Genomic DNA, 26884 nt, shown 5'->3' on the forward strand with positions numbered 1-26884 from the left:
TGATAGCGCAAGGAAACAAAAAGACAAATTGTTCTTCCAACAATTTGTCTTTTTCTATTCGACTCTTAAATCAAGCCTTCCAAGAGGCCTCTCATGAAGTTTTCTGAATGGAATGGTCCGATGTCATCAATCTTTTCTCCGAATCCAATCAACTTCACTGGAATGTCCAACTCTTCACGGATCGCAAGGACGACCCCACCTCGAGCCGTTCCATCGATCTTGGTCAATACAATTCCTGTTACAGGCGTAATTTTTGAAAACTCTTTGGCTTGCACCAAGGCATTTTGACCGGTTGATGCATCGAGGGCCAGCAAGGTTTCATGCGGTGCATCAGGTACCACACGCTTGATAATGCGGCCGATTTTTTCAAGCTCGGCCATGAGGTTGTCCTTGTTTTGCAGACGACCAGCTGTATCAATCATCAGAACATCGATGTTTTCAGCGATCGCGCGTTCCATTCCATCAAAGACGACGCTAGCAGGATCTGATTTTTCAGGACCTGTTACAACTGGAACATCTACGCGGCGTCCCCATTCTGCCAGTTGAGCTACTGCTCCTGCACGGAAAGTATCTGCTGCAACCAACATGACTTTCTTGCCCTCTTGTTTGTAGCGGTGGGCTAACTTCCCGATAGATGTGGTTTTACCAACTCCATTGACCCCAACAAAGAGCATGACCGTGAGACCATCTTGAAAACGAATGGCTTCATTAAATTGGCCATCCTTTTCATACAAGTCCACCAATTTTTCGATGATCACGCGCTTGAGAGCATCTGGTTTTTTGGCATTTTCCAAACGGGCTTCATAGCGCAACTCTTCGGTTAAATTAGAGGCCACTTGAACCCCAACGTCACTCATGATCAAGAGTTCTTCCAATTCTTCAAAGAATTCTTCATCGACTGAACGGAAATTGGCAAAGAAGGCATTGAGACGTGCTCCAAATCCAGTTCGTGTCTTTTTCAAGCTACGATCGTATTTTTCCTGAATGGTTTCTTGCTGAGGCTCAATCTCGTCTGGAATTGGCTCTTCTGCCTCTTCAACAGTTCTTTCCTCAACGGTTGATGCTGCTTCTCCTTCAGGAAGTCTAGACTCGGCTTCTGCTACTTCTGAAGTTTCCTCCACTTGAGCAATCGCTTCTGATACTTCAGGTTCTGAAACTTCATCCTGAGCTTCTACTAGTTCTGGAGCCTCCTCTTCTGTCGTGCTCCCTTCTACTAGCTCAGCTTCAGATGATGGAAAGGCAATTGGTGGCTCTTCCTTCATTTCTGAAGTATTAGCCCCATCTGCTTCCTCACCATTTTCAGTAACTTCCGCTTCAATTTTCACTTCTTCAAGAGGCTCAGTCTCCTCCGTTTCATCAGCTAGTGGTGAAACTTCTTGAGGACTTGCTTCTGTTTGAACAGGTTCAAAAACAACTGGAGACTCCTCTACTGGTACTTGGTCTTCATGAGTCTCTGATGTCACTTTTTCTTCTACAAGAGCTTCCTCTGCCGGCTCTTCTTGAGCGACGGTTGAAACAGGTTGATGAGTGGCTGCAATTCGCGCTTTGAGCTCTTGGTAATAAGCCTCCATATCAGCGATTTTTTGCTCTTCCTTGTCATTTAAGGTAGCCGCCGGCTCCTCTTTGACAGTTTCTTCAACCTCCGTACTTTCCGTCACTTCTTCAGAAGACGGAAGCATTTTTTCAGTTTCTTCTTTTTTTCCAAATAAACGATCAAATAATCCCATTTATTCACTCTCCTTTAGCACATAATTTTCAATCGCCCATGCGACGGCATCCTGGTCATTGGTCACAGGGGCCACCAGCGCTGCAACTTCCTTCACTGCTGGAATCGCATTGCCCATGGCAACCCCCAGTCCAGCCCACTGGATCATAGACAGGTCATTGGCTTCATCTCCACAGGCCATGACTTGATCAGCCTTAAGGCCCAAAATAGAAGCAAGTGCCTCTAAACCTGTCGCCTTGTGAACATTTTTAGGGCACCATTCCAGCAACATTTCCCGAGATTTAAAAATTTCATAGTCTTGAAATAAGTCCGGCTTGATCTGCTTTATCGCTGCATCTAAAAAGTCTTGATCGACTGCTGTCACACACTTGTTGTAGGAAATCGTGGATGGCAGGTCTTTAAAATCTGTTTCAATAAAGTTCAGGTAGGGATTGTAAAGGGAATAGAGAGACTTTCGATCTGCATGAATCTCATAAACCGTTCCCTCACTGATCGCATCCAGCGGAAGTCCTAGACGGGCTGTTTCATCATGAATTGTTGCGACATCTTCTGGTGCCAAGACAACTTTTGAGAGGATTTCTCCATTATTTCGCTGCACTAGACCACCGTTGAAGGTAATCGTATACTCTTCTTTGAGGCCTGCTGTTCCCAATTCTTCCAAAAGAAAATCCATGGCTTTCAAGGGACGACCAGTGGTTAGAACCACCTTGACACCTTGAGCCTGTGCAGCAGCGAGGGCTGCTCTATTGCGAGGGGAGATCTTTTTTTCTGAATTGAGAAGGGTCCCATCTAAATCCAGCGCAATCAAGGAAATCTGACTCATACAATTTCCTCCATGTAGCGTAGGACAGAACCAGTCTCATGGTGACCAATGACTGTTTCAGCAATCGCCAAGATTTCAGGACGTGCATTTTCTGGCGCTACAGGATGGCCCACGACTTGCATCATATGGAGGTCATTTAAGTTATCCCCGAAAGCCATCACCTGATCCATCGAGATCCCTAGTTTATCCGCTAAGGCGGTAATGGCCACTCCCTTATCGACATAATCGAGGACAATATCAATCGATTCAAAACCTGTCGTCATCGCTTTGACACCGGGGATATTCTCAGTGACCCATTGCTCACCTTTAAGCACAAGAGCTGCATCAAAGTTGGTGGTCAATTTGAAAATTTCATCCTGAATATCCGCTAGGCTTTTCACTTTTTGAATATTTTCATTGTAGTGCTGACTCAAGGCCAGATAGTCGGGATCTACTGTTTCTAAGACATAGCTCCCTTTTTTCCCAGTCAAAAGCAGTTTATTCGGGTCTGCATAAGGAGAGGATTTCAAAGCCTCAAAAACACCCAAATAAAAGTCTTTGGACATGGTCGCTTCGTAGAGATCTTCTCCATGAAATTCTACCACACTGCCATTTTCAGCAATGAAAATCATCTGGTCTTCAAAGCCTTTAAAGAGAGATTTGAGAGAAAGAAGGGCACGGCCACTCGCAGCAGCAAAATAGATGCCTTTTTCTTTGCAGCTTGCTAACACCTTGCGTAAAAGGTCTTGATCGTACTGATGTTGGTCATTTAGAAAGGTCCCATCCATATCCGTAGCGATCAATTTAATATCATTATTCTTCATTTTCTAAGTCTTTCAATTTTACTGAGACGATTTTAGAAACCCCAGATTCCTGCATGGTCACACCATAGATGGAATCTGCAGCTGACATGGTCCCCTTCCGGTGCGTCACGACAATAAACTGGCTTTCCTTATCAAAGCGGTTCAAATAATCCCCAAAACGCTTGACATTGGCCTCATCTAGAGCAGCCTCTACCTCATCTAGAATGACAAATGGAATGGTCTTGACACGAATAATCGAGAACAAGAGAGCTAAGGCAGACAAGGCTTTTTCTCCACCACTCATGAGGTTTAAGGATTGGATCTTTTTACCAGGTGGCTGCACAGAAATCTCAACACCAGCTGTCAGAAGATCTGGCTCTGTCAGAATCAAATCAGCAGAACCCCCACCAAACATTTGACGGAAAGTGACTTTAAAGGATTCACGAATAGCTTCAAAAGTCGATTTAAAGCGTTCCTTGACTTCGTCATTCATGTCGTTGATGGTAGACAGAAGCATGTTTTTCGCAGCCAAGACATCCTCACGCTGACTTGATAGGAAATCAAAGCGCCCCTTCACCTCATCGTACTGCTCGATCGCATCCACATTGACTGGACCAAGTGCCTTAATATCTTTTTCGATGCTCTTGAGCTGGTTTTCAGCTGCTGCAAGATTTTCAACAGGTTTAGCCTGCTCTTTGGCTTGGTCAAAGCTTTGCATGAATTCATCGGTAATTTGCGTTAAGAGCTTGTTCAAACGATCCGCATGCTTTTCACGTGTCGCTTCAGCCTTGGCTTGTTGACGAATCCACTCTTCGTTTTTCTTGCGCGCTTGTTCCATCTGTTCTGCCACATCTTCGGCTTGGCCTTCCAAATCATCCAGCTCAAAGCGTTTCCGAATGACCCCTTGTTCCAAATCCGTTTTCTTGGCTTGTGCCTGCGACAATTGGTTGGCCAGCTGCTCCACATCCACTGTCTGAACTTTGGCATCGCCTTGTTCAATCAGCAATTGCAACTGATGCTCTTCTACTTCCAACTGGGAGATCGTTTCTTCCAAGCGACGAGCATCTGTTTGCTCATAGCTTTGTTGGCTCTTATATTCGGTCTGTTGAAGTCGCAATTCTGCCAATTGCTCTTGCAAGTTTTGCACTTTTTGTTGCAGAACATCTTTGTCCGACTTCATGGTTTCAATGTCGCGATTCAGATTTTCTTTTTGAAGCTCAATTTCTGCCAATTGCTTGGTAAGGGACTCCAGCTCTTCTTGGAGAGACTGGGTTGCATCTGTTGCCAATTCTGACTTCAAAGCTTCTAAGAGCTCCTGGATTTCTTTCAGTTGCTCTTGGCTTTGTTGGTAGGCCAATTGGGCCCGCTGTTGCTCCAGGCGTGCTTGCTCACCTTGATTTTGAATAGAAGCCAAGTATTCTTGCGCCTGCTTGAGCAGATTGTCCTTGGTCTCTACCTCCTGCTCAGCTTCTCTCAAACGAGCATCCAGAGCTTGCATTTCCTGCTTCAAACTATCCAATTCTGGTTTGACAAAGACCGTATTTTGGGAACGATTGGCACCACCGGCGTACGATCCTCCGGTCCGCAATTCGGTCCCATCCAAGGTCACCATCCGGACTTGATAATTGACTTTACGAGCTGCCTCACGCGCATGCTCCGTCGTGTCAAAGATGGCCGTTACTCCAAGCAAGTTTTGGAAAATCTGTTCAAACCGATGCTCATAGGTCACTAAGTCACTCGCGATTCCTAGAAATCCTGCACTGGCTTGAATCAATTCCAGATTCCGAGGGGATAGTTGACGGGCTTTGATGGTCGTTAGCGGAAGGAAAGTTGCCCGTCCCAAACGATTGCGTTTCAAGAAATCGATCGCTCGCGTTGCAGCCTTTTCATCCTCGACAATGATCTGTTGGCTGCTAGCTCCCAGAGCAATTTCAAGCGCCGTCTGGTAGTCTTTTGAGAAACTCAAATTCTCACTAACAGCCCCACAGATGCCTCCTAACCGTTCTGCTTCTTGCAAAACGCTCTTGACGCCTGCATAGAAGTTACTATGATTCTTCTGAATAGCTTCCAAGCTATTGATCCGCGCCCGCTTATTCTTGCTCTCATCCATCAAGTCAAACATGGCCGCTTGAGCCTCTTGGTAGGCAGCTTTGGCTTGCTCCACTTTTACCAATTGCTCTTGATATTCTACTAGTAAACCTTTGACCGTTGCTTGTGCCTGATCCAACTCTTCCAATTGTCGGACTTCTTTTTCCTTGGCAGTTTCAAAGTTTGTTTGTGCTTTGGTCAAATCCTCTTGACGATGGCTTGATTCTTGCAGGAGTGCTTGGATCCGGCTCTCAATGGCTGTCCGCTCATTCGATTTTTCAGCCTCCGTCTGCAAGAGCGCGACATACTGCTCACGTAGATGCTCAATAACTTGTTCCGGATCTTCTTCGTAGTTGGCTAATTCTTTTTCCAACTCTTCTTGTTGCTGACGGTTCTCTGTCAGTCTTTGTTGAAGCTCAGCTAGCATCTCTTGTTTTTGAGCCAGCTCTTGTTTCGCTTCTTCCAGACGGGCTAAAACAGCATCCAGACGCTCAAGATTTTCCCTGCGACTATGGGCTGCTTGACTCGATTGCAACTTAGCTACTTCGATTTGCTTTTCCAAATCACTGATCAAACGAGTGACCTCAAGTAAGCTGGCCTGGTCCTCAGCTAAGCTTTCATCCAACTGATGGCGGGCCTTCTTGATACGTACATTATCTTCTTCTAAAACCTGACGACGTTGGTAATAAGAAGCCAACTGTTCTTGAATGGCTTTTTCTTCTTGATCAGCCTTTTCATAAAGGTCCTTTGTTAAATAGACTTGAGCAACTAAAACATCCAGCAAGAGAACCTGCCGTTCTTGGTCTAATTCCAAGAAACGGCGAGCGACAGTCGCTTGCTTTTCAAGAGGTTGGATTTGTCCTTCTAATTCATAGAGGATATCCTCCAGACGGTCCAAATTCTCCTGGGTTTGGTTGAGTTTGGTCTCGGTTTCCTTGCGCCGCGTCTTAAATTTCAAGACACCTGCAGCTTCTTCAAAGATTGCCCGGCGTTCTTCCGGTTTGGAGTTAAAGATCTCCTCTACCCGACCTTGGGAGATAATGGAGAAGGAATCACGTCCCAATCCCGTATCCATGAACAAATCATGAACATCTCTGAGACGTACTTTCTTGCCATCGATCTTGTACTCGCTGTCTCCTGAACGATAAATATGCCGTTCGACACGAATTTCTTTCCCTGCCTGTTGGATAAAACCATCTTGGTTATCTAAGACAACTGTGACACAGGCATAATTCAGCGGTTTTCGCGATTCTGTCCCTGCAAAAATGACATCGGGCATCTTGCCCCCACGTAGACTCTTGACACTGGATTCACCCAGGGCCCAGCGCAAGCTCTCCGTGATATTTGATTTTCCAGATCCATTAGGCCCTACAACGGCAGTGACCCCTTTGTCAAATACGACTTTTGTCTTATCCGCAAAGGATTTAAAGCCTTGGATTTCAATCTCTTTTAGATACATGGGGAATCATTCCTCGTTTCAACTGCATTGCGGGCTGCTTCCTGCTCCGCTAATTTCTTGGAACGACCATGACCATGTCCCATCGTTTGACCGTTCACGAACACTTCTACTTCAAACTCTTTGGCATGAGCTGGACCGGACTCGCTGACCACTTGGTATTGGATCTCCACATCTCCGTGAACCTGTAACAATTCTTGCAGACGGGTCTTGTAGTCAATGACTTGAGAAAATTGACCCGTTTCAACCTTTGGAATCATGACCTGATAGATGAAGCGTTTGACCGCTTCCACACCTTGATCTAAGAGCAAGGCACCTAAAAAGGCTTCAAATAAATCGCCAAGAATCGTATCGCGGTCCCGACCACCAGATTTTTCTTCGCCTTTGCCTAGTTTGATATAACGGTCAAATTGGCAATCCCGAGAAAAACCAGCCAAACTTTCTTCACGGACAATCATGGAACGGAATTTGGACAAATCTCCCTCCGGTCTGTTTGGGTGTTCCTTATACAAATATTCGGAAATAACTAATTGAAGAACAGCGTCTCCTAAAAATTCCAAACGTTCGTTATGTGAAATTTTTAAGAGGCGGTGCTCATTGGCATAAGAGGTGTGTGTAAAAGCTGTATCTAATAAACTGCTATCTGAAAAAACGATCTGAAACCGTTCCGATAACAGGGTTTGTAATTTCTCCATGGGAAGCCTACTTTCTAATAAATTCATACTCTTAAGTATACCAAAAAAGAAGCACGAACGCACTTCTTTTCCTAGTTCTAGGGCCTGATTTCTCCAATTTTAATCAGGATTTTCTTCCGTTGGATTTTCAGGCTTATTAGGGATCACTTTTAAGAGATAATAGGTGATAAAAATCGTCAAAGCACCTAGAGCAAGCTTCACCCAAATAATCGGTGCCAGATAGATCGAAATCCCCATCAGAATGTAGATCTGAAGAAGGATCCATTTTTTCCGTTCTTTGGCAATCGATTTGGTCTCTCGATAATCCGCTACATAGGTTTGATAAAGCTTGGTTTGGTAAAGCCAAGTTTCAAAGCGTTTGGAACTTTTGGCAAAGCAAGCCATAGATAAGAGTAAAAAGGGGGTTGTCGGTAAAATAGGCAAAGGAATCCCAATAATTCCTAGTCCCAATGATATAAAACCAATCGTAAGATAAACAAGGCGCATTTTCTTCTCCTTTGTATGTTTCTTTTTTGTTAAAAGTCAGTTCATAGTTGACTCACTATCTTTTGCTATTCCTTTTCTCAATTTTTAAAAAAAGCAACTAACACCACAGCATAGACTAGAAGAAGCAAGATTCCATAAAGGATTCCTGCCCATTTATAATAGCGATTCACACCACAATAACGCTCCACATAAGCTCTACTTGGTTTTTCAGGATCATACCAAACCGTCATTGAAGAGCAAAGTGGAAATTGGGTCTGAAGGGCTGTATTGAAAGAAACAAATGAATTTCGATAAAAGGTAATCGAATTGGCTAACATATCTTCTCTAGTATAGATGTTTGGCACATTTCTAGGTCCCCATGGAGTAGAGATCGTTTTTACCAGAAAATAACGAAAAGATTTTTTATAAGCCACGCCATTTACCTCATATTCAACAATCGGAGGATTTCCCCCTCGAAATCGATTATAGCCCACAACGGTTCCTTTGATGGATGATGTAGCAAGCCGAACCATCTTTTTATCACGGAAATAAAGATAAAAATAAGTACCACTCAAAAAAACTAATGCTAAAAATATAACTATTGTTGAGAGCCAAAACAGTAGCATTTTAGTTGACATTTATTTCTCCTCCGAATTTGGTTGGTAGTACTGTAAAAACTCCTCTTCACTTTGAACAACATGTTCTTTGCTATCTGTAGAGTTTTCTGCCGGTATCCTGATATCTTTAAAAATATTTGTGCCAGATGGAAATGCCAATTTAACAACATTAAGAGTTGTTTCTAATCTATTTTTAGGATTGAGAACATAAATAAAATTGTTATCTATATTATTCAATAATAGTTTTCTTGTTTTTGGATACTTTGTATCTAGGAGCCAGTTATTTCCTACGTTCCAAAAATGGAATTTATTATCTTCAACATCAAACCCATTAGTTTTAAATAACTTAGAAAAAGATTCAAGCCATTCAACACCAACACTTAGAGAGTGAGTTTTAATTTTATCATTTCGATTATCTATTATTTTACCTGTTTTCAAATTAATTAATTTTTGTTCCTGAAAAGATTTATCTCCAATTTTACCAACTATTTAAAGTTATATACTCATTTTCTCCATCAACGATTATTTTCTGAGAGTTAGATATAAACAGCGGAAAATAATTTTTGTTAAATTCTCGAGTTATTTTAAATACATCCAATTCTTTCTTTATTAATTTAGAATTTGAGGTATCATAAACGTTAATATGCCAATATTCCCCATCCTTAGGTATATTTCGATTCAAATAAGGAAAGTTATTATGCGTTATATCTCTTGACGGTTCGGAATTCAATTTCGCACCTTGAGAAATAATAAACTTTTGTCCTACAGCATGCCCCGGACCGCCTGTCTTAACTTTATCTCCTAGAATTCTTAATTCATCTACCACTTTCTTTTTCGCAGCCCATGAAACACTGATTGCATCTCCATTTTCAAGAAATTCATAATCTGTGATTTCTGTATCAGCAATCCAATACTTATATTGAAATAATTTATTTTTATCAAATGAATGTTTAACAAATAATATAGCTAGAAAGATAATTGTAAATAGTCCAAAATAAATTAATTTACTCTTAAAAATTTTTTTCATTCCTCGCACCTTCTTATTTTAGTAGTTATCATACTTTTCATCTAAGTAATTATAGAATTTGGGGCCATTAGAATTATCATTTTTCAATTGGAAGCAATTTTTGGTTCTTCATATTGAAATACTTCGTTTTCTTCGTCAAAATAAATCCATTTTAAATCCAAATAACCGATATATAGTTTCATAATTCCAAATTCCCCGCCCAATTATTAAGAAAGCTAAAGTACTCCTATCATACACAATTTTAGGGTAAAGAGCAAATTCATCACTAGATATAGAAATCCTCGAATAAGCATGCAAAAAACCAGTCGCAGCTGGTTCTATAATGTAGACAAACTATTTAAAAGTGAAATAAGTTAATCAATTCTGCAAAGAAATGAAAAATGAGTTCCGAGTTTTAGATTAAATCAAGAAAATACCAAAACTTTCTGCTGTGAGAAAAGTGCCTGAAACGTTATAGTTTCAGGCACTCGGAATTATTGAGACCTTGGGCTCAATAATTAGTCATGGAACTTCATAGAAGTTCGCTGACGTCCGTACTCACCTAAGGAAAGTTTTCAAGTTGACTTTGTCTTCAGTCTGAAATTCCCCTTAGGTGGTTTTCCATCTTATATCTTCGTCAAAGGGGTCGCGGTATCTGGCGAGGTATCTAGCACCTCAAAATCATGGCCAACAGCTAGATCTGCTCGAGCCAGTTGATTCTCCATGGTCATATGGGCCAATTCTTTGATATTGTTCTCTTTTGACAAATGTCCCAGATAAATCTTCTTGGTGCGATTTCCCAAGGTTCGGATCATGGCATCTGCACCATCTTCGTTAGAAAGGTGGCCTAGGTCTGACAAGATCCGCTGCTTCAAGCGCCAAGCATACGAACCTGCTCGAAGGATCTCTACATCATGATTGGACTCAATCAGATAGCCATCCGCATCCGCGACAATACCTGCCAAGCGATCGCTCACATAGCCCGTATCCGTCAGCATGACGAAGCTCTTGCCATCCTTCATAAAGCGATAGAATTGAGGGGCAGCAGCATCGTGACTGACCCCAAAACTTTCGATATCGATATCGCCAAATGTCTTGGTCTTTCCCATTTCAAAAATGTGCTTTTGAGCATCATCGACCTTCCCTAGATACTTGGTGCCTTCCATAGCCTTCCAAGTTGCTTCATTAGCATATAGATCCATGCCATATTTCCGCGCTAAAACACCCACACCATGGATATGGTCTGAGTGTTCATGCGTAATCAAAATGGCGTCTAAGTCTTCTGGTTTGCGATCAATTTCAGCCAATAGTCCCGTAATCTTTTTCCCTGATAATCCTGCATCAATAAGCAGTTTTTTCTTTGGCGTCTCAAGGTAGAAAGAATTCCCACTAGAACCTGAAGCTAAAATACTATACTTAAATCCCTCTTCTGTCATTGACTCCTTATTCTTCCTCTTCTGTATCCCAGTCGTCTTTAATAGCATCTTTGTCGTACGGCAAGACAATGGTAAAAGTAGATCCCTTGCCATATTCACTCTTGGCCCAAATAAAGCCTTTGTGTTGCTTAACGATCTCCTTAGCAATGGCTAAGCCCAGACCCGTCCCGCCTTGGGCCCGACTACGCGCCTTATCCACTCGGTAAAAGCGATCAAAAATACGTGGCAAGTCTTTCTTGGGAATCCCCAAGCCCTCATCTGAGATAGAGATAATCAACTGAGCATCTGTCGTTTTCATCCCTACCTTGATTTTTCCACCATCAGGAGAGTACTTGATAGCATTGTTCAAGATATTGTCGATCACCTGAGTCATTTTATCCGTATCAATTTCCACCCAGATTGGGGTGATCGGATATTCACGAATCAGTTCATACTTCTTAGTATCTTCTTGCGATTGACTCTTGATCTTATCAAACCGGTTCAAAATAAAGGTGATAAAGGCCGTAAAGTTGGTCAACTCGATGTCCAACTGACTGGTTTCATTATCGATTCGTGACAAGCTCAATAGATCTGTGACCATGCGCATCATGCGGTTGGTTTCATTGAGTGAAACCTTTACAAAGTCTGGTGCTACCGGCTCTGACAAAGCGCCATCGTCTAGGGCTTCCAGATAGGATTTCACACTGGTCAAAGGTGTCCGTAATTCATGACTCACATTGGAGACAAAGAGGCGACGTTCCCGCTCTTCCTTTTCCTGCTCTGTCGTATCGTGCAAAACAGCTACCAGACCAGAGATAAAACCTGACTCGCGACGAATCAAGGCAAAGCGCACACGAAGACTTATGTATTCCCCATTTTCATCCTGGGAATCGATGGTCAACTCTGGTACTTCTGTAATCAAGCTTCGCAGATCATAGTCATCTCCAAGCGAAAGCAAATCCAGAATACTGGTATTGAGCACCTCATCTTTATTAACATTCAATTGCTTGGCTGCCATTTCATTGACCATGATAATCTGACCGCGTCTGTTGGTCGCAAGCACCCCGTCTGTCATGTAAGAAAGGATACTGGTCAAACGCTTAGTTTCTTGTTCCAAGTTTTCATGCGTCAGGCGAATGACCTCAGATAGATCATTGATACTATTGGTCATATCCGTCAGTTCTGGACTTCCTTGCATGTCGACCACTTCAGAATAGTCCCCTGCAATCAGATCTTTAATTTTGGCGTTTAATTGTCTGAGCTTGATATTGTCCCTACGGTTTTCTAGCAAAAGCAAGGCTACCACAATGATAAACCCAACCGTAATCAGAACAAAGACAAAGTTCGACGACATTACAAATTGTTTTAGTTGATCAATCATTGTTTCTCATATAATATCCGACACCACGGCGGGTCAAGATATATTCTGGACGTCCCGGTGTGTCCTCGATTTTTTCACGCAAACGACGAACTGTCACGTCTACTGTTCGAACATCACCAAAGTAATCATAGCCCCACACCGTCTCAAGAAGGTGCTCACGAGTCATCACTTGACCGACATGGGTCGCAAGGTGATAGAGCAATTCAAATTCGCGATGGGTCAAGTCCAATTCTTTGTTGCCTTTTTGAACCAAGAAGGCATCTGGAAGAATGTGAAGATCACCAATGACAATTTCCGTATCGGCCTCATTTTCAAGCTGAGAATCAGCCGCAAACTCAGAACGACGCAACAAGGCTTTCACACGCGCTTGCAATTCCCGATTCGAGAAGGGTTTGGTTACATAGTCATCCGCCCCGATTTCAAGCCCGATGACCTTATCAAATTCCGTATCCTTAGCAGATAGGACAATGATCGGCACATTGCTAGTCTTACGAATCGTACGCGCTACTTCCAAACCATCAATTTCTGGTAGCATCAAATCTAGAATAATAATATCCGGATTTTCAGCCGCAAAGACCTCTAAAGCTTCCCGACCATCAAAGGCCGTCAAGACTTCATAGCCTTCTTTTGCCATGTTAAATTTGATAATATCTGAAATTGGTTTTTCATCATCAACTACTAATATTTTTTTCATCTTACATACCTGTTTCTAATGCTACTTTTCCTTATCAATCTCTATCTTCTTATTATATCAAACTTATGAAGAAATGTGGAGTCTCAATTGCTGGACTTTCCAATAAGACAAAGCAAAAAGATTGAGATCATGACATCTCAATCTTTTCTTTTTGCATTATTTTGAAACACGGGATTTGTTGGAGATATCAGCTAGGATTGCTGCTACATACTCATCATGTTTAAACATTAAAACGGTATCTACTTTCAGAGGAGATATCGTTTTTCTTCTTCGGATAAGGATACAAAAATTTCTGCCCTCACTATCTTTTAAATTGATTGAGTTCTTCAGAGAAAGACTGTAAACTTTTTGATATAATATCAAGGATGGACTGATGGATATTTAAAAAATTATGTTCAAAAGAATGACAGGTGAGAATTAAAAATATGTAAGATTGGACAGAGGTCTCTCTAACATCATCCATGCAGAAACAAGATTATATGAAATAAAAGGAGTAACCAATGTCCGGAAACTATTCAACACGTGAATTCCGCGAGAAACTATATGATGACCTTCATGTTCGATTAAGAGATACAGTGATTTTGATGTGTTCGATTTTTATTGCCTCTATAGGTCTAAATATGAATTCAACAGCTGTCATTATTGGAGCCATGCTGATTTCCCCTCTTATGACACCGATTATTGGACTGGGGTTTGGTTTAGCTATTTTTGATACGCGTTTAATCAAGCAATCTCTAGGGGTTTTATTTACTCAAGTATTGGTCAGTTTGCTTGTCTCGACTCTATATTTCTGGATTTCTCCCTTATCTTATGCAAGTAGCGAATTGATTGCACGAACCTCTCCAACCATTTGGGATGTTCTCATTGGTATTGCGGGTGGGATAGCAGGTGTCATTGGTTCAAGGAAAAAAGAAGCAAACAATATCGTGCCAGGAGTAGCCATTGCAACAGCTCTGATGCCACCTATCTGCACTGCAGGTTATGGTTTAGCTAATGGAAATGTACGATTTTTATTTGGGGCTCTCTATCTTTTCTTGATCAACTGTGTCTTTATCATGCTAATCAATATTGTTGGAACAAGAATTATGATGAGACAATCTCCCTTAAGTTCATTTAAAGAGCTAAACATGAAAATGAGAATTGGGTTGATATCCTTGATTGTATTATTGGTTCTTCCAGCCAGCTATTCAGCAGTCACTCTGACGATGGATCAAGCACGAAAAGAAGGAATCAAACAGTTTGTAGGAAAAGAGTTCGCCAATCATACGGTCATTAATCAAGTCTACAAGTCAAGGAATAATGAATTGGTCTTGACGGTTGTTGGAGATCCGATTTCAGAAGAAGAATTAGAAACCATTCGCCAAAAACAAGCCTCTTACGGTATTCAATCTGTTCAATTGAAAGTCAATCAAGTCCATAATTCGACAAAATTAGATAGTGAGACGACCAAGGAATTTTACGAAAACATTGACAAGTATATCGATCAAAAACTCTCTGAAAAAGATTCACAAAACGATCTCGTAAAAGAAAATAAAGCAGACAAGGATTGAGGATAGTCAACTTATCTAACTCATGGAAGCAAATCTTAGGAGGATATCCTATATCCAAAAGTTAATGGATAGAAAGGATTGTTGATAAGGATACTATTTGTGGTGGTTTGACCGATCACTACTGGCTCAGGTTAAACAAAATAGAAAAAGCAACAACTGAAATAGTTGTTGCTTTTTCTTACTAAAAAATATTTCTCAGACTGTGATCGTTTTATTTCTCAACACGAGATTTATTTGCAATATCTGCAAGAATCAATTCTACAAATGCATCTACCGGCATGGTTTCTGTTTCTTTTTGACCATAACGGCGAACGTTTACAGCCTGCTCTTCCATTTCCTTGTCCCCAACGATTAATTGGTAAGGAATTTTTTGAGTTTGAGAAGCACGAATCTTGAACTGCATTTTCTCATTGCGTTCATCCACATCGGCACGAACACCGCGGTCACGAAGTTTATTAGCCACTTCCCAAGCGTAGTCCACGTGTTTTTCGTTCGATACTGGGATGAGGGTTACTTGGTGTGGCGCAAGCCAGGTTGGGAAAGCTCCCTTGTAGTTTTCAATCAAGATCGCAGTAAAGCGTTCCATGGTTGAGATTACCCCACGGTGGATCATGACTGGACGGTGTTCTTCCCCGTCTGCTCCAATGTAATGAAGATCAAAGCGTTCTGGAAGCAAGAAGTCCAATTGGATAGTTGAAAGAGTTTCTTCTTTACCAAGAGCTGTTTTCACTTGGATATCCAATTTTGGTCCGTAGAAGGCTGCTTCCCCTTCAGCTTCATAGTAGTCAACACCCATATCATCAACGGCTGCTTTCAACATGCGTTGAGCATTTTCCCACATTTCATCGTTATCAAAGTATTTGTGTTTGTCTTCAGGATCACGGTAAGATAAGCGGAAACGATAATCTGTCAGGTTAAAGTCTTCATACACATCGATGATCAATTGAAGGATCTTCTTGAATTCTTCCTCGATTTGTTCTGGAGCCACAAAGGTATGACCATCATTCAGAGACATTTCACGCACACGTTGAAGTCCTGTAAGGGCACCAGATTTTTCATAACGGTGCATCATACCGATTTCAGCGATACGGATTGGCAATTCGCGGTAAGAGTGCACATGGTGTTTGTAGACTTCAATGTGGTGAGGGCAGTTCATTGGACGAAGAACAAACTCTTCTCCATCCCCCATATCCATTGGTGGGAACATGTCTTCGCGGTAGTGATCCCAGTGACCTGAAGTTTTATAAAGTTCTACAGAAGCAATTGGTGGAGTGTAGACGTGTTGGTAGCCTGCTGCTACTTCTTTATCAACGATGTAGCGTTCCAACTCACGACGGATGGTCGCACCATTTGGCAACCAGAATGGAAGACCTTGACCAACTTCTTGAGAAATCATGAACAAATCAAGCTCTTTACCAAGTTTACGGTGGTCACGTTCTTTAGCTTCTTCACGCATTTGGAGATAGTTCTTCAAGTCTTTCTTGTCAAACCAAGCGGTACCATAGATCCGTTGCATCATCGCATTGTCGCTATTCCCACGCCAGTAAGCACCTGCCACATTCAAAAGGTGGAAGATTTGGATGCGACCAGTTGATGGGACGTGTGGGCCACGGCAAAGGTCAACGTATTCACCTTGACGGTAGATGGTCAAACCACCTTCGTCTTCTGAGTGTTCTTCGATCAATTCCAATTTGTATGGATCATTTTTGAAGATTTCACGCGCTTCATCCTTGGTCACTTCTTCACGGATAGATGGGAAGTTTTCTTTCACGATTTTCTTCATTTCTTCTTCGATACGAGGAAGGTCTTCGTTAGAGATTTGACCAGCTTGGTTGTCTGTATCGTAGTAGAAACCATCTTCAATCGCTGGACCAACACCCAAGTGGATATCTGGGAAGAGGCGACGAGCTGCTTGGGCAAACAAGTGAGCTGCTGAGTGACGCAAGATTGGAAGAGCGTCTTCGTGATCAGGTGTCACGATTTCAATGCTTCCATCTTCGGTGATGGCACGAGTTGTGTCAATCAATTTGCCGTTGAATTTACCAGCAAGAGCTTTTTTAGCCAAAGAATTGCTGATTGATTGGGCAATTTCAAAAGTTGTAACGCCAGATTTGAATTCACGAACAGCGCCATCTGGGAAAGTAATCTTAATCATGATTTTCTCCTTAAAAATTTATCGTAATTTAAAATTGAGGTTTGAAGAAATAGCAAAGGGTTAGTTATAAAGAACAATTATATTTGTTTATCTAACTGAATGATGCTTTAACATTTTCATTCTATAAACAAAACAAACTGTAGAAATTAGTAAATAACTTACCAAGGAAAGGATTAAAGACATATATTGCTCATCAGTCATTGTTTTACTACTCATGTATATCCTTATCGGATAGCTTTTTAGTGCGTTGAATAGATAAATACCAGCAGTAAGACTTAAAAGATATCCTGCTATCACGAGTTCCTTTTTCTTAAAAAACATTAAGATACCGAGAAAAGGAGCAAGAAATGGTATAAGAGGGATAAATGCCATAAATGCAAAGAAAACAATGTACGTTGAACCCCATAGACTAAGAGTTTTCATTAGCCATACATAGACTATAAAGTAGATACAGGCAATCACCCAGAACAATGTTTTCTTCATATCAATCTCCATCTTCACTTTTTTGCGATTAACTATTCTCCAAACAAAAAAGCGACCTCCTCGAAAGGACGTCGCAACGTGGTTCCACCTTCATTTATGTTCCTCAAAAAAGAGGGACACCTCTGATTGGCTCTAACGTAGCCACCGTTTTATGTTTGCATAAAAGAATCACGAGTAGTCCCAAACCTATCCTCTACGCGATTTCCAGCCCCACGCGCTCTCTATCAGATTTCCTAGATTTGATATGTCTCTGTCAGTTATTATAGCACGATTGAAAAATTTTGCAAGAAAAAGTTTCATTTTCAATCAAAGAAATGCGTGATTTTCCGGATTTTCTTCACTTGTTTGACCGAAGCCTTCATCATCTTCACAGATCCATTGACCGGAAGAGCAATCACCTTGGTCGGGATTTTCACAATGGTCTTAGACATCCGCTTGACCCGACTTTGTTCAGGATTCAAATCATTTGAAAAGTCTTTCGAGATGATTTTATCCAAGTAAAATTCGTAGACCCGACGGCCAAAGGTTGCTGCAGAAATATCATCAATCTTTTCTGCCCACTTGGTCTCATCGATTGCAGGCATCTCGTCAATTGCTTCAAGAATCGCTTGTGCCAGATCGCTCTCTTCATAAAAGAGCTTTCCAAACATAGGGTCATCAATCACATGATCGAGATAAGGATTGCCATGAGCGATAATTGGGGTACCACTTGCAATACTCTCTAAATAGGTCAACCCTTGCGTCTCACTCGTTGAAGCTGAAATAAAGAAGTCAGCCGCCTTATAGTAGAGAGCTGTCTCATTTGGTGGGATCATCCCTGTAAAGACAACCGCATCTGAAATCCCCAGTTTCGCCGCTTGTTTTTTCAAATCATCCAAATAAGGACCATCTCCAGCCACGATCAACTTAACTTTTTGATTGACCTTGAGGACATCTGGAAAGGCCGCGATAACAGCCTGAATATTCTTTTCATAGGAGACCCGCGACAGGCTCAATAAAAGCGTTTCATCTTCTGCGACTTCATATTTTTCACGAAGAGCAGCCGTCTCTGTCGGAGTGATTTCCGGTCGGTCAAACTTGGCCAAATCAATCCCTGTCGGAATAATGCGTTTTTCTGCCTTGACCTTGTACTTTTGGAGCAAGTCATAGACGATCTCACTAGGACAGATCACTCCGTCCAGATCGTTCATATAACTTCTCACAATGTATTTGACCATACTTGGGCGAATGACCATACCTCTTGCAATATAGCGGACATAATCCTCATACTGGGTATGGTAGGTATGAATGACTGGAATCCGCAACTCACGTCCAATCCACACTCCCAAAAGGCCCAGTGAAAACTCAGTCTGGGTATGGATAATATCCAGCTGGTATTGCTTGGCAATGGCAAGCGCCTTTGAGAATCCACGGTAAGCAACGCGGCGGTCCTTAAAGGCGAAGAAAGGCACACTTGGAATCCGAATGATCTGCCAATCTTCATAGCGGTTGACATCTTTATCCGTTGTCGTAAAGATAAAGACCGTGTGACCTAATTTTTCTAATTCTTTTTTGAGCGTCCGAATGCTGGTCGCCACTCCCGAAACTTGCGGGAAATAGGTATCTGTAAATAATCCTACACGCATCTTACATCTCCAAAACTGTTTGATAGGCTTCGACCAATTGATGAGCCACTCGGTCGATCGAACGACTCTCAGCGACCTTGTAGCCAGCCTCCCGCTTATCTACTTGTCCGTTCAAGACCTTGTTCAAGGAATCCACAAATTCATCCACATTGTGGCACAATTCAGATGAGCTCTCGTCGATCCAGCCATTGTAAACGGGAATGTCCCGCAAGACCGTGTGCTGATGACTGGCCAAAGCTTCTAAAACAACGATTCCTTCCGTTTCTTCATAAGATGGGAAGAAGAAAGCATCTGAACCCGTCATAGCCCCTTGGAAGACCACTCCCTTGAAATAGCCAGGGAATTCCACATTACTCGGATGATCCTTTTCGACGATACGACGAATCTTACGCGGAATGATCCATTTGTTGATAGAACCTAGCCAAATAAAGCGCACATCCGGCATGCGACGGGCCACTTCTACGAAATCTTCAATCCCTTTGCGTTTAAAATAAAGCCCTGCACAGATGACAACCTTTTGGCCTTCTTGGATATTAAAATGCTTGCGAAAGACTTCTTCTTTTTTCGGATCCTTCTCATATTTTTCCAAATCAATCCCATTGGAGACCGCAATAATCGGTGTGGTCACCCCATAAGACTGAATCAGGTGTTTGGAATACTCAGATGGTGTGATCACATAGTCTGCCTTTTGGTACATGTGAGCCAAATACTTCCCAAACAAGGGCGCAAAAAAGTTAGACCCGATAAAGGAATTTTCAAAATCCTCACGGGTTGAATGGCCATGCATGATGACTTTCTTTCCACGACGCTTTGCTGCATGGAGCAAAAGGAAACTCCGTGGGCCATAGGTATTGATATGCACCACATCATAATCTCCTAAAATATCTGTCGTATACGGAATCCCAGCCAAATAAAGCGCATGCATTTGATGCTGCAAGGCTCGACCAATTCCTGATTTTTGTAAGACGGATTTTCCTTCTAAATACAGTAAAACTTTCATACCTTCTATTATACCGAAATAAAGAGTGCCCAGCAAGTCTCTACCTGTTTGCAGTATAAAAAAGAGGCTAGAACAGTTCTGTTCTAGCCTCTTAGACTAGTAGACACGTCTTCCCATGTCGAGACTCTAGTCTACTAATCCTTATTTTTTAGTCGTTCCACGTTGGTTGATCGTATGAGACAACAGTACTTCGCGTTCTTCCAACTCTTCTTTGTGCATGATCTTGGTCAACATGCGCATACTGATCGCACCAAGGTCATACAAGGGTTGGCCAATCGTTGATAGATTTGGACGCGTGTAACGAGTGACTTGTGAATCATCACTAGTAATGATTTCAAAGTCTTCTGGTACTTTGATACCGTGATCAGACAAGCCGTTCAAGAGACCTGCAGCCAATTCATCACCTGTCACAAAAGCAGCTGTTGCTTTTGACACAATGATGCGTTCTGCCAAGTTGTAACCTTCATCATAACGGTATTTCGATTCAAAGACAAGTCCTTCACTGTAGCTCAATTTTTTCGTTTTCAAAGCTTCTTTATAGCCAGCCAAACGGATTTTTCCATTGATATCATCCACCAATGGGCCACTTACAAAAGCAATTTTCTTGTTGTGTTTTGCCAATTGCGCAACAGCATCAACAGTCGCTTGCTTGTAGTCAATATTGACACTTGGTAATTGGTGTTCAACATCCACTGTCCCAGCAAGGACAACTGGCGTCCGAGAGCGTGAAAATTCTGAGCGAATCTTTTCTGTCAAGTGATAGCCCATGAAAATGATTCCATCCACTTGTTTTGAAAAGAGGTTGTTTACTACTGAAACTTCTTTGTCATCGTCTTCATCGCTATTTGCAAGGACGATGTTGTACTTGTACATTTCCGCAATGTCATCAATCCCTTTAGCCAAGGTAGAGAAATAGCTGTTGGTAATGTTTGGAATCACAACACCGACTGTTGTGGTTTTCTTACTGGCAAGACCACGCGCAACAGCATTTGGACGGTAATCCAAGCGTTCGATCACTTCCAAAACTTTTTTACGTGTATTTTCTTTAACGTTCTTATTTCCATTCACTACACGACTAACGGTTGCCATTGAAACCCCTGCTTCACGGGCGACATCATAAATCGTTACTGTATCGTCTGTATTCATAAGATTTCCTTTCATTATTGAAAATTTCGTTTTCATCCTCTAATTAATCCTATTTTATCATGGATTGTAAACACTTTCAAGTATTTTGGTAAAATTTTGTAAACTCTTGCTTTTTTAGGGAAAATTTGACAAAATAGATCCATAGAAAGAAGGTAGCATTATGTCTAAATTAGATCAAATCGTCGATTTTCTTGAAACTGAAAAAACAGACGTCGCTGTTGTATCTGATCCTGTCACGATCAATTACCTGACTGGATTTTACAGTGATCCCCACGAACGCCAACTTTTCTTGTTCGTCTATACAGACCACGAACCCCTTCTCTTCGTTCCTGCACTTGAAGTGGAACGGGCGACTGCAGTTGTCGATTTCCAAGTAGTTGGCTATGTGGATTCTGAAAACCCTTGGGAAAAGATTAAAGGCGCTATCGCTAAACCAGATGCCAAAACTGTTGCACTTGAATATGATAACTTGATTCTGACCAAGTACAATGGTTTGCGCACTGTCTTTGAAAAAGCGGTATTTACTAACTTAACACCACGGATTAACCGCATGCGCTTGATCAAATCTGCTGATGAGATCCAAAAGATGTTGGTGGCTGGTCAATACGCAGATAAGGCTGTCAATATGGGATTCGACGCCATTTCACTGGATAAAACAGAAACTGATATCGTAGCAGAAATCGACTTTGGTATCAAACGCTTGGGTTATGAAATGAGCTTTGAAACCATGGTCTTGACTGGAAACAATGCAGCTAACCCACACGGAATTCCTGGAAGCAACAAAGTCGAAAACGATGCTCTCTTGCTCTTTGACCTTGGCTGTATGGTCAATGGTTATGCGTCAGATATGACTCGTACCGTTGCTGTTGGGAAACCAGATGATTTCAAAAAAGAAATCTACCACTTGACGTTAGAAGCTCAACAAGCAGCCATTGACATGATCAAACCAGGTGTAACAGCACATGACGTCGACCGTGCTGCACGGAGCGTCATCGAAAAAGCTGGCTATGGTGAATACTTCAACCACCGCCTCGGACACGGGATCGGAATGGACGTGCATGAATTCCCTTCTATTATGGAAGGAAATGACATGGTGCTTGAAGAAGGCATGTGCTTCTCAGTCGAACCAGGAATCTATATTCCAGGTAAAGTCGGTGTCCGTATCGAAGATTGTGGGTACGTAACAAAAGACGGATTTGGACTCTTCACAGAAACCAGCAAAGACTTACTTTACTTTGACTAAGCCTTTTGTAGGTCCAAGTCGCACCATACAGAATGTTTCGTTAATAATGATAAAAAATGAGGCTGGGACAAAAGTCCTAGCCTCTTAATTATCTTTGGATTGTCGAGCAAGGCGCAGTAGTTGAGTGGGCCCTACTACGCTGATTTCATCAGCTTTTACAGCCCTACTCAACTGTGCGGAGGTGGGACGACGAAATCGATTTCTAACGAATTACCGATTTCTGTCCCACTCTCATTTTTCTTATGAAACCGATTCGAGATTCATTCTTTTCTGCGTATCTTCTACAACGTCTTTTAAAGTGGTTTGGGACATTTCTTTTTCCATAGCAGTCTGAATGTCCTCAAGCTTCCCATCTAAAACATTGTGGATATTGTGGCCAATTGGGCAGGCTGGATTCGGATTGTCATGAAAACCAAATAATTGACCTGTCGAACCTAAGCATTCTACCGCTTGATAGATATCCAGCAGGCTGATCTCATCGGCTGCTTTTGCGAGCTCAGCTCCGCCTGTCCCACGCGCTACGTGAATCAATCCAGCTTTCTTCAACTGAGACAAGGTCTTTCGAATAATAACAGGGTTCACACCGACACTTCCTGCCAAAAAATCACTGGTTACTTTTGTTTTTTCTCCTTGTAGAGCAATCATGATCAAGACATGAGTCCCAATGGTAAAGCGACTCGAAATTTGCATAACTTCACTCCTTTCTACCCGTTTTGAAGGTAGAGTCTATTGAACAACCGTCAAGGGACGACTTTCGTTATTCCTATTATACTCTTTTTAGTTGTAATGTCAACAGTTACACTATTGGAAGAAGTCTTCTAGCCAAGCATCGATTTCTCGATCATGACCTTCTCTCTGCTCAATTTCATGAAGGAGCTCATGATTGTGGGTATGATGAATGCCATTGACCAAACTTTCATAATACACTTGATAATAAGGAAGATGGAGGTCTTTTGCGAGTTGCAATTCTTTTTGGACATCATAGTCCACCCGTCTAAAATCTACATCTTTTAACCCCATTTGATCAAATTCAAGAATAGCATACATGGCCCGAAGGTCCTTGCGAAGATTCTTTTCTAAAAAGAAAGGTTGACCGATCGATCCAGGATTGATAATCAGTTCTCCTCCTGTCCCGTAGCGGAAAAACTGCTGGTGAATGTGTCCGTAGACTGCAATATCACAAGACGGGTTCGTCACCAAGCGATCAAAATCCTTCTGCTCACCAATGTGGATCAATTCGCGACCCCAATTCTTATCAGGTAAGTGGTGGGTAATACCGATCTTTAAACCTGCGATTTCTCTATGGACCTGCATGGGCATTTTCTGCATGTCTTCAATTTCCTGGGGTGTGATTTCTTCAAGAATATATTGACACTGGCGCATGAGGTAGCGATGACTGGGTCTGGTCTCATCCAACATCCCACTCATAGCCCGCCAAAGACTATCCTCCCAGTTCCCAAGGACTTTGACCGTAATCGGTAACTCCTCTAACAGCTCCAAGAGGGCCCGTCTCCCTGTTCCAGGCATCAAACTATCTCCTAAGAGCCAATATTCATCCACCTTGGCTTTTCGACTATCCTCTAGGACAGCTTCCAATGCTGTCGTATTTCCATGAATATCTGAAAGTAAAGCAATTTTAGTCATGATCTTCTCCTTCTCTCCATTATAACAAAGAGAAGAAAAACTTCCACCCAAAGGTGAAAGTTTTATGAACATTCCATGCTACCAGAAATGAAAACTCAGGCTAGAAGCGGACGCTTCGTCGTTGGATTTATCTTTTTCCAAAGAGTTGCTTAACGGCTTTGTATCTTAGTCTACTGATTTGAGGGCTTCGAACATGTCTACTTTTCGGAGATAATGGTCAACATAAATTCCTAACAGGAGCAAGAGAAGGAGCATTCCTCCGACAGGAAAGAGGAACACGCCAAGTCCTACTTTAGGGTAAAAGAGAATGGCATCTGGTGCAATCATGGCAATGAGGAATTGATGAAGATAATAACCACCCACTAATCCCATGAGGATCCCTATGATAGACAATAAGATGGTTTCGCGGTAAATATAGAGCGTCACTTCCTTATTATGGAATCCTAAGACCTTAATGGTCGATAATTCACGGATCCGCTCTGCCACATTGATATTGGTTAAATTATACAAGATCACGATGGCTAGCAAGATCGATACGACTACTAGAATCATCATAGTGGTGTCCAAGGATTTGGCAACTGAATTAAAGAGGGAAATCATCGAAGCATTCTGACTAACCGCCTTCACAGCTGCAAGTTCCATCATGTCCCGACTGACAGCCTGCACTTGTCGTGTAGAAGGATTTCTCAACTGCACCAAATAGCTATTTGCTGAAGTCCGCTTTCCGTAGATTTTTTGGTAACTTGCCTGATCCATATAGATAAAATGGCCGACATAATTTTCAGTGATTCCTGCTACCTTAAAAGTGTGACCATCTAAGGTCAGTCGATCACCGACTGTAACCCGGGCTAGTTGTGCCAGTTTGCTACTGATGATAACCCCTTTCTTTAGAGACAAGGATTCCCCTTGCTTGAATGAACGCAGGCTGACAAAGGGAGAAAAATCTGCACGATCCGTAACCAACATCGTAACGGTCTGCTTGTCGTGTCCATTTTTTAAAGAAGCTTCAATGACCTTACTATAGATGGCTCGATAATCCTTGATGTCTGATTTTGCCAGACGATTGGTTAGTTCTTTGCTTTCTTGGTAGGAGGCATTCGTTTTTTTGGCTACAATCAACTCATAGGATAGGATCTCTTGAAATTGGCGTTTGGAAACCCCTCCTACAGAGGATTGAATCCCTAGCCCTGCGAAGAGAAGAGCAACAGAACCTGCCACTCCAAATATGGTCATCAGCATCCGTTGTTTGTAACGAAAGAGATTACGAGCAGTGACCTTGTGGGTGAAACTCAGACGCTTCCAAATAAACTGGAGACGCTCCAGGAAAATCTTCGAACCAGATACCGGTGGTTTGGGCAGTAATAACAGATTGGCTTCTTCTTTTAATTCCTTACGCGAAACCCAGTAAGCCGGAAGCACACTCGCGACGAAAGACAGTCCGAGCGCAATCAGAGTCATATCCCCATAAAAATACTCTCTGCTCTCTCCAATCACCATCCCTTGCGTAATAATGTTGGAAATGATCCCCGATAGGAAATAATGGCCCAGCAGGGTTCCTAGTAGGGTCCCGATCGTCCCTGCAAAGAATCCATAGAGGACAAATTTGAGAATGATATCCCTGGTACGATAGCCCAGTGCCTTAAAAATACCTGCATTGGTTCGCTCTTCATCGACAAAGCGGGTCATCGTGGTGAAGGTCACCATGGCAGCTACCAGATAAAGAACGACTGGAAAAATATTTCCGACAGCAGAGATACTACTACTGGCATTGCTATACATCAGGTAACCTTGTCCACCTGGCATGGTCTTGCGGTCATAGACATGATAAGTTGGAATTTCCAGCTGATCTCGCTCCCTTTGCGCTTTTTTCAGCTCCTCCTCTTTTTTTGCGAGCTCCGTTTCACCTGCAGTCCAGTCCTTCTTTTTCTGATCAATTTGTTCTTGGGCTTGATGGAGCTTTTCTTGACTGGCTACTTGCTCTTTAGCTGGCAGAAATGGAGCTAATTTCTTGAACTGGGCCTCCTGCAAGTCTAATTGTTTTTGAGCCTGATCGATCTGATTTTTAGCTGACTGGAGGGTTTCCTCGGCACGACTGAGTTCTTTCTGGCCTTTTTGAATCTGCCCATCCGCCTCCTGCTTGAGTCTTTGATAGCGGGCCTTTCCATTGTCTTTCAGAAGTTTTTCTAACTCTTCTTGATGAGCTTTGAGCCCTTTTTGGTAGACTTGCGAAAAAGAATCTAAAGACTTCAGATCATCAAACTGGATCCGAGCCATCGCGGGAAGTTTAGTCGTAAAGACCTCTTTTGAAACTAGTGCATAGGCATCTAGATTTCCACTGCCACTCATGGCAGTGCCTAAATTCTTTTGAGACCACATCTCAGAGGATTGAACAAAGCCAACAATGGTGAATTGCTTTCGCTTTAAACTAGAGCGAGTTCCAGCCTTTTCTTCAAGTGTGAGGGTATCCCCTATCTGATAGCGATCCTCCCAAAAACTTGCTAGGGCCAGTTCCCCTTCTTTTTTGGGCAGGCGCCCCTTGGTCACACGAAAAGAAGAAAGACTTTTTGGAGCAGAAAAAAGTCGAATTGCCTTTCCTGTTCCTTTCACTGTCAAATCCAGCAGTGAACCAAATTCGACACGCGCCCCTTTGACTCCTAAAAGCTCCTCTTGGTCTGCCTGGTCTAATCCCAAGTCCCCCATGACAGCAAGATCTAGCATCTTTTGTTGCTGAATAAACTGGTTAGCCGTTCGATGCATATTTGGAGTGGTCACCTTTAAGCCAACCAAGGCCAAGCTTCCCAATAACATCAAGGTTAAGATGGAGAGAAAACGTCCTTTTGAATGTGTAAAGGAAGCAAACAAATCCTTCCAATAGACTTTTCGTTTCATG

22 protein-coding genes are annotated in these 26884 nt (G+C 42.2%); 2 read left to right on the top strand and 20 right to left on the bottom strand.

The window, feature by feature from the left end; genetic code table 11:
• Nucleotides 1–65: 65 nt before the first annotated feature.
• From ftsY to yycF, 12 genes are all read right to left on the bottom strand, one after another.
• Nucleotides 66–1727, bottom strand: coding sequence for a signal recognition particle-docking protein FtsY (gene ftsY, locus LIZ08_RS00455; protein WP_227038020.1), 1662 nt, complete (start codon nt 1725–1727; stop codon nt 66–68).
• The gene (locus LIZ08_RS00460) at nt 1728–2549 is read right to left on the bottom strand and encodes a Cof-type HAD-IIB family hydrolase (RefSeq protein ID WP_227038021.1); all 822 of its coding nucleotides are present in this window, start codon (nt 2547–2549) and stop codon (nt 1728–1730) included. It abuts the gene before it with no gap.
• A complete protein-coding gene (locus LIZ08_RS00465) occupies nt 2546–3352 on the bottom strand; it encodes a Cof-type HAD-IIB family hydrolase (RefSeq protein WP_061591312.1) in 807 nt (268 codons plus the stop codon). The genes LIZ08_RS00460 and LIZ08_RS00465 overlap by 4 nt, the downstream gene beginning before the upstream one ends.
• Complete coding sequence (smc, locus tag LIZ08_RS00470; RefSeq protein WP_227038023.1) at nt 3342–6878, bottom strand: chromosome segregation protein SMC; 3537 nt, start codon at nt 6876–6878, stop codon at nt 3342–3344. The genes LIZ08_RS00465 and smc overlap by 11 nt, the downstream gene beginning before the upstream one ends.
• Nucleotides 6869–7570: a ribonuclease III gene (rnc, locus tag LIZ08_RS00475; protein ID WP_041826398.1), complete on the bottom strand. Its 702-nt coding sequence runs from the start codon at nt 7568–7570 to the stop codon at nt 6869–6871. The genes smc and rnc overlap by 10 nt, the downstream gene beginning before the upstream one ends.
• A gap of 99 nt (nt 7571–7669) precedes the next feature.
• Complete coding sequence (locus LIZ08_RS00480) at nt 7670–8056, bottom strand: YbaN family protein (protein ID WP_023918721.1); 387 nt, start codon at nt 8054–8056, stop codon at nt 7670–7672.
• A 77-nt stretch (nt 8057–8133) separates the two neighbouring features.
• Complete coding sequence (locus LIZ08_RS00485; protein ID WP_024054734.1) at nt 8134–8673, bottom strand: DUF3592 domain-containing protein; 540 nt, start codon at nt 8671–8673, stop codon at nt 8134–8136.
• A complete protein-coding gene (locus LIZ08_RS00490; RefSeq protein ID WP_227038024.1) occupies nt 8674–9090 on the bottom strand; it encodes a hypothetical protein in 417 nt (138 codons plus the stop codon).
• A 40-nt stretch (nt 9091–9130) separates the two neighbouring features.
• Complete coding sequence (locus tag LIZ08_RS00495; RefSeq protein WP_227038025.1) at nt 9131–9679, bottom strand: hypothetical protein; 549 nt, start codon at nt 9677–9679, stop codon at nt 9131–9133.
• A 605-nt stretch (nt 9680–10284) separates the two neighbouring features.
• Complete coding sequence (locus LIZ08_RS00500; RefSeq protein ID WP_023918725.1) at nt 10285–11094, bottom strand: MBL fold metallo-hydrolase; 810 nt, start codon at nt 11092–11094, stop codon at nt 10285–10287.
• 7 nt (nt 11095–11101) lie between these two features.
• Nucleotides 11102–12454 carry a cell wall metabolism sensor histidine kinase VicK gene (gene vicK, locus LIZ08_RS00505; protein ID WP_227038026.1) on the bottom strand — a complete coding sequence of 451 codons (1353 nt, stop codon included), beginning with the start codon at nt 12452–12454 and terminating at the stop codon, nt 11102–11104.
• Entirely contained in the window at nt 12447–13148 is a 702-nt protein-coding gene (gene yycF / locus LIZ08_RS00510) for a response regulator YycF (protein ID WP_227038028.1), read from the bottom strand. The genes vicK and yycF overlap by 8 nt, the downstream gene beginning before the upstream one ends.
• A gap of 500 nt (nt 13149–13648) precedes the next feature.
• Here yycF and LIZ08_RS00515 point away from each other — a divergent pair, with 500 nt between their 5' ends.
• Complete coding sequence (locus LIZ08_RS00515; RefSeq protein ID WP_227038029.1) at nt 13649–14698, top strand: DUF389 domain-containing protein; 1050 nt, start codon at nt 13649–13651, stop codon at nt 14696–14698.
• A 211-nt stretch (nt 14699–14909) separates the two neighbouring features.
• On the opposite strand, the gene thrS is transcribed toward LIZ08_RS00515, so the two are convergent.
• From thrS to ccpA, 5 genes are all read right to left on the bottom strand, one after another.
• Nucleotides 14910–16853, bottom strand: a complete 1944-nt coding sequence (gene thrS, locus LIZ08_RS00520; RefSeq protein WP_227038030.1) for a threonine--tRNA ligase — start codon at nt 16851–16853, stop codon at nt 14910–14912.
• Nucleotides 16854–16940: 87 nt separating this feature from the next.
• A complete protein-coding gene (locus tag LIZ08_RS00525) occupies nt 16941–17336 on the bottom strand; it encodes a hypothetical protein (RefSeq protein WP_223345244.1) in 396 nt (131 codons plus the stop codon).
• 302 nt (nt 17337–17638) lie between these two features.
• Entirely contained in the window at nt 17639–18961 is a 1323-nt protein-coding gene (locus tag LIZ08_RS00530; protein WP_227038032.1) for a glycosyltransferase family 4 protein, read from the bottom strand.
• A gap of 1 nt (nt 18962) precedes the next feature.
• Nucleotides 18963–19961, bottom strand: a complete 999-nt coding sequence (locus LIZ08_RS00535) for a glycosyltransferase family 4 protein (RefSeq protein WP_227038033.1) — start codon at nt 19959–19961, stop codon at nt 18963–18965.
• Between the two features lie 141 nt (nt 19962–20102).
• Nucleotides 20103–21107: a catabolite control protein A gene (gene ccpA / locus LIZ08_RS00540; protein ID WP_227038034.1), complete on the bottom strand. Its 1005-nt coding sequence runs from the start codon at nt 21105–21107 to the stop codon at nt 20103–20105.
• Nucleotides 21108–21267: 160 nt separating this feature from the next.
• Here ccpA and LIZ08_RS00545 point away from each other — a divergent pair, with 160 nt between their 5' ends.
• Nucleotides 21268–22350, top strand: a complete 1083-nt coding sequence (locus LIZ08_RS00545) for a M24 family metallopeptidase (protein WP_227038036.1) — start codon at nt 21268–21270, stop codon at nt 22348–22350.
• A 240-nt stretch (nt 22351–22590) separates the two neighbouring features.
• Here LIZ08_RS00545 and LIZ08_RS00550 read toward each other — a convergent pair whose 3' ends face one another.
• The 3 genes from LIZ08_RS00550 to LIZ08_RS00560 all read right to left on the bottom strand — a co-directional run bounded on the left by LIZ08_RS00550 (nt 22591) and on the right by LIZ08_RS00560 (nt 26883).
• Entirely contained in the window at nt 22591–23040 is a 450-nt protein-coding gene (locus tag LIZ08_RS00550) for an Rrf2 family transcriptional regulator (protein WP_023918737.1), read from the bottom strand.
• Nucleotides 23041–23151: 111 nt separating this feature from the next.
• Nucleotides 23152–23994 carry a metallophosphoesterase family protein gene (locus LIZ08_RS00555; RefSeq protein WP_227038037.1) on the bottom strand — a complete coding sequence of 281 codons (843 nt, stop codon included), beginning with the start codon at nt 23992–23994 and terminating at the stop codon, nt 23152–23154.
• Between the two features lie 165 nt (nt 23995–24159).
• Entirely contained in the window at nt 24160–26883 is a 2724-nt protein-coding gene (locus LIZ08_RS00560; protein WP_227038039.1) for an ABC transporter permease, read from the bottom strand.
• Between the last annotated feature and the right edge of the window lies 1 nt (nt 26884).

It is taken from the genome of Streptococcus sp. 210928-DFI.4.42, from assembly GCF_020554365.1.
GTDB lineage: Bacteria > Bacillota > Bacilli > Lactobacillales > Streptococcaceae > Streptococcus > Streptococcus parasanguinis_S.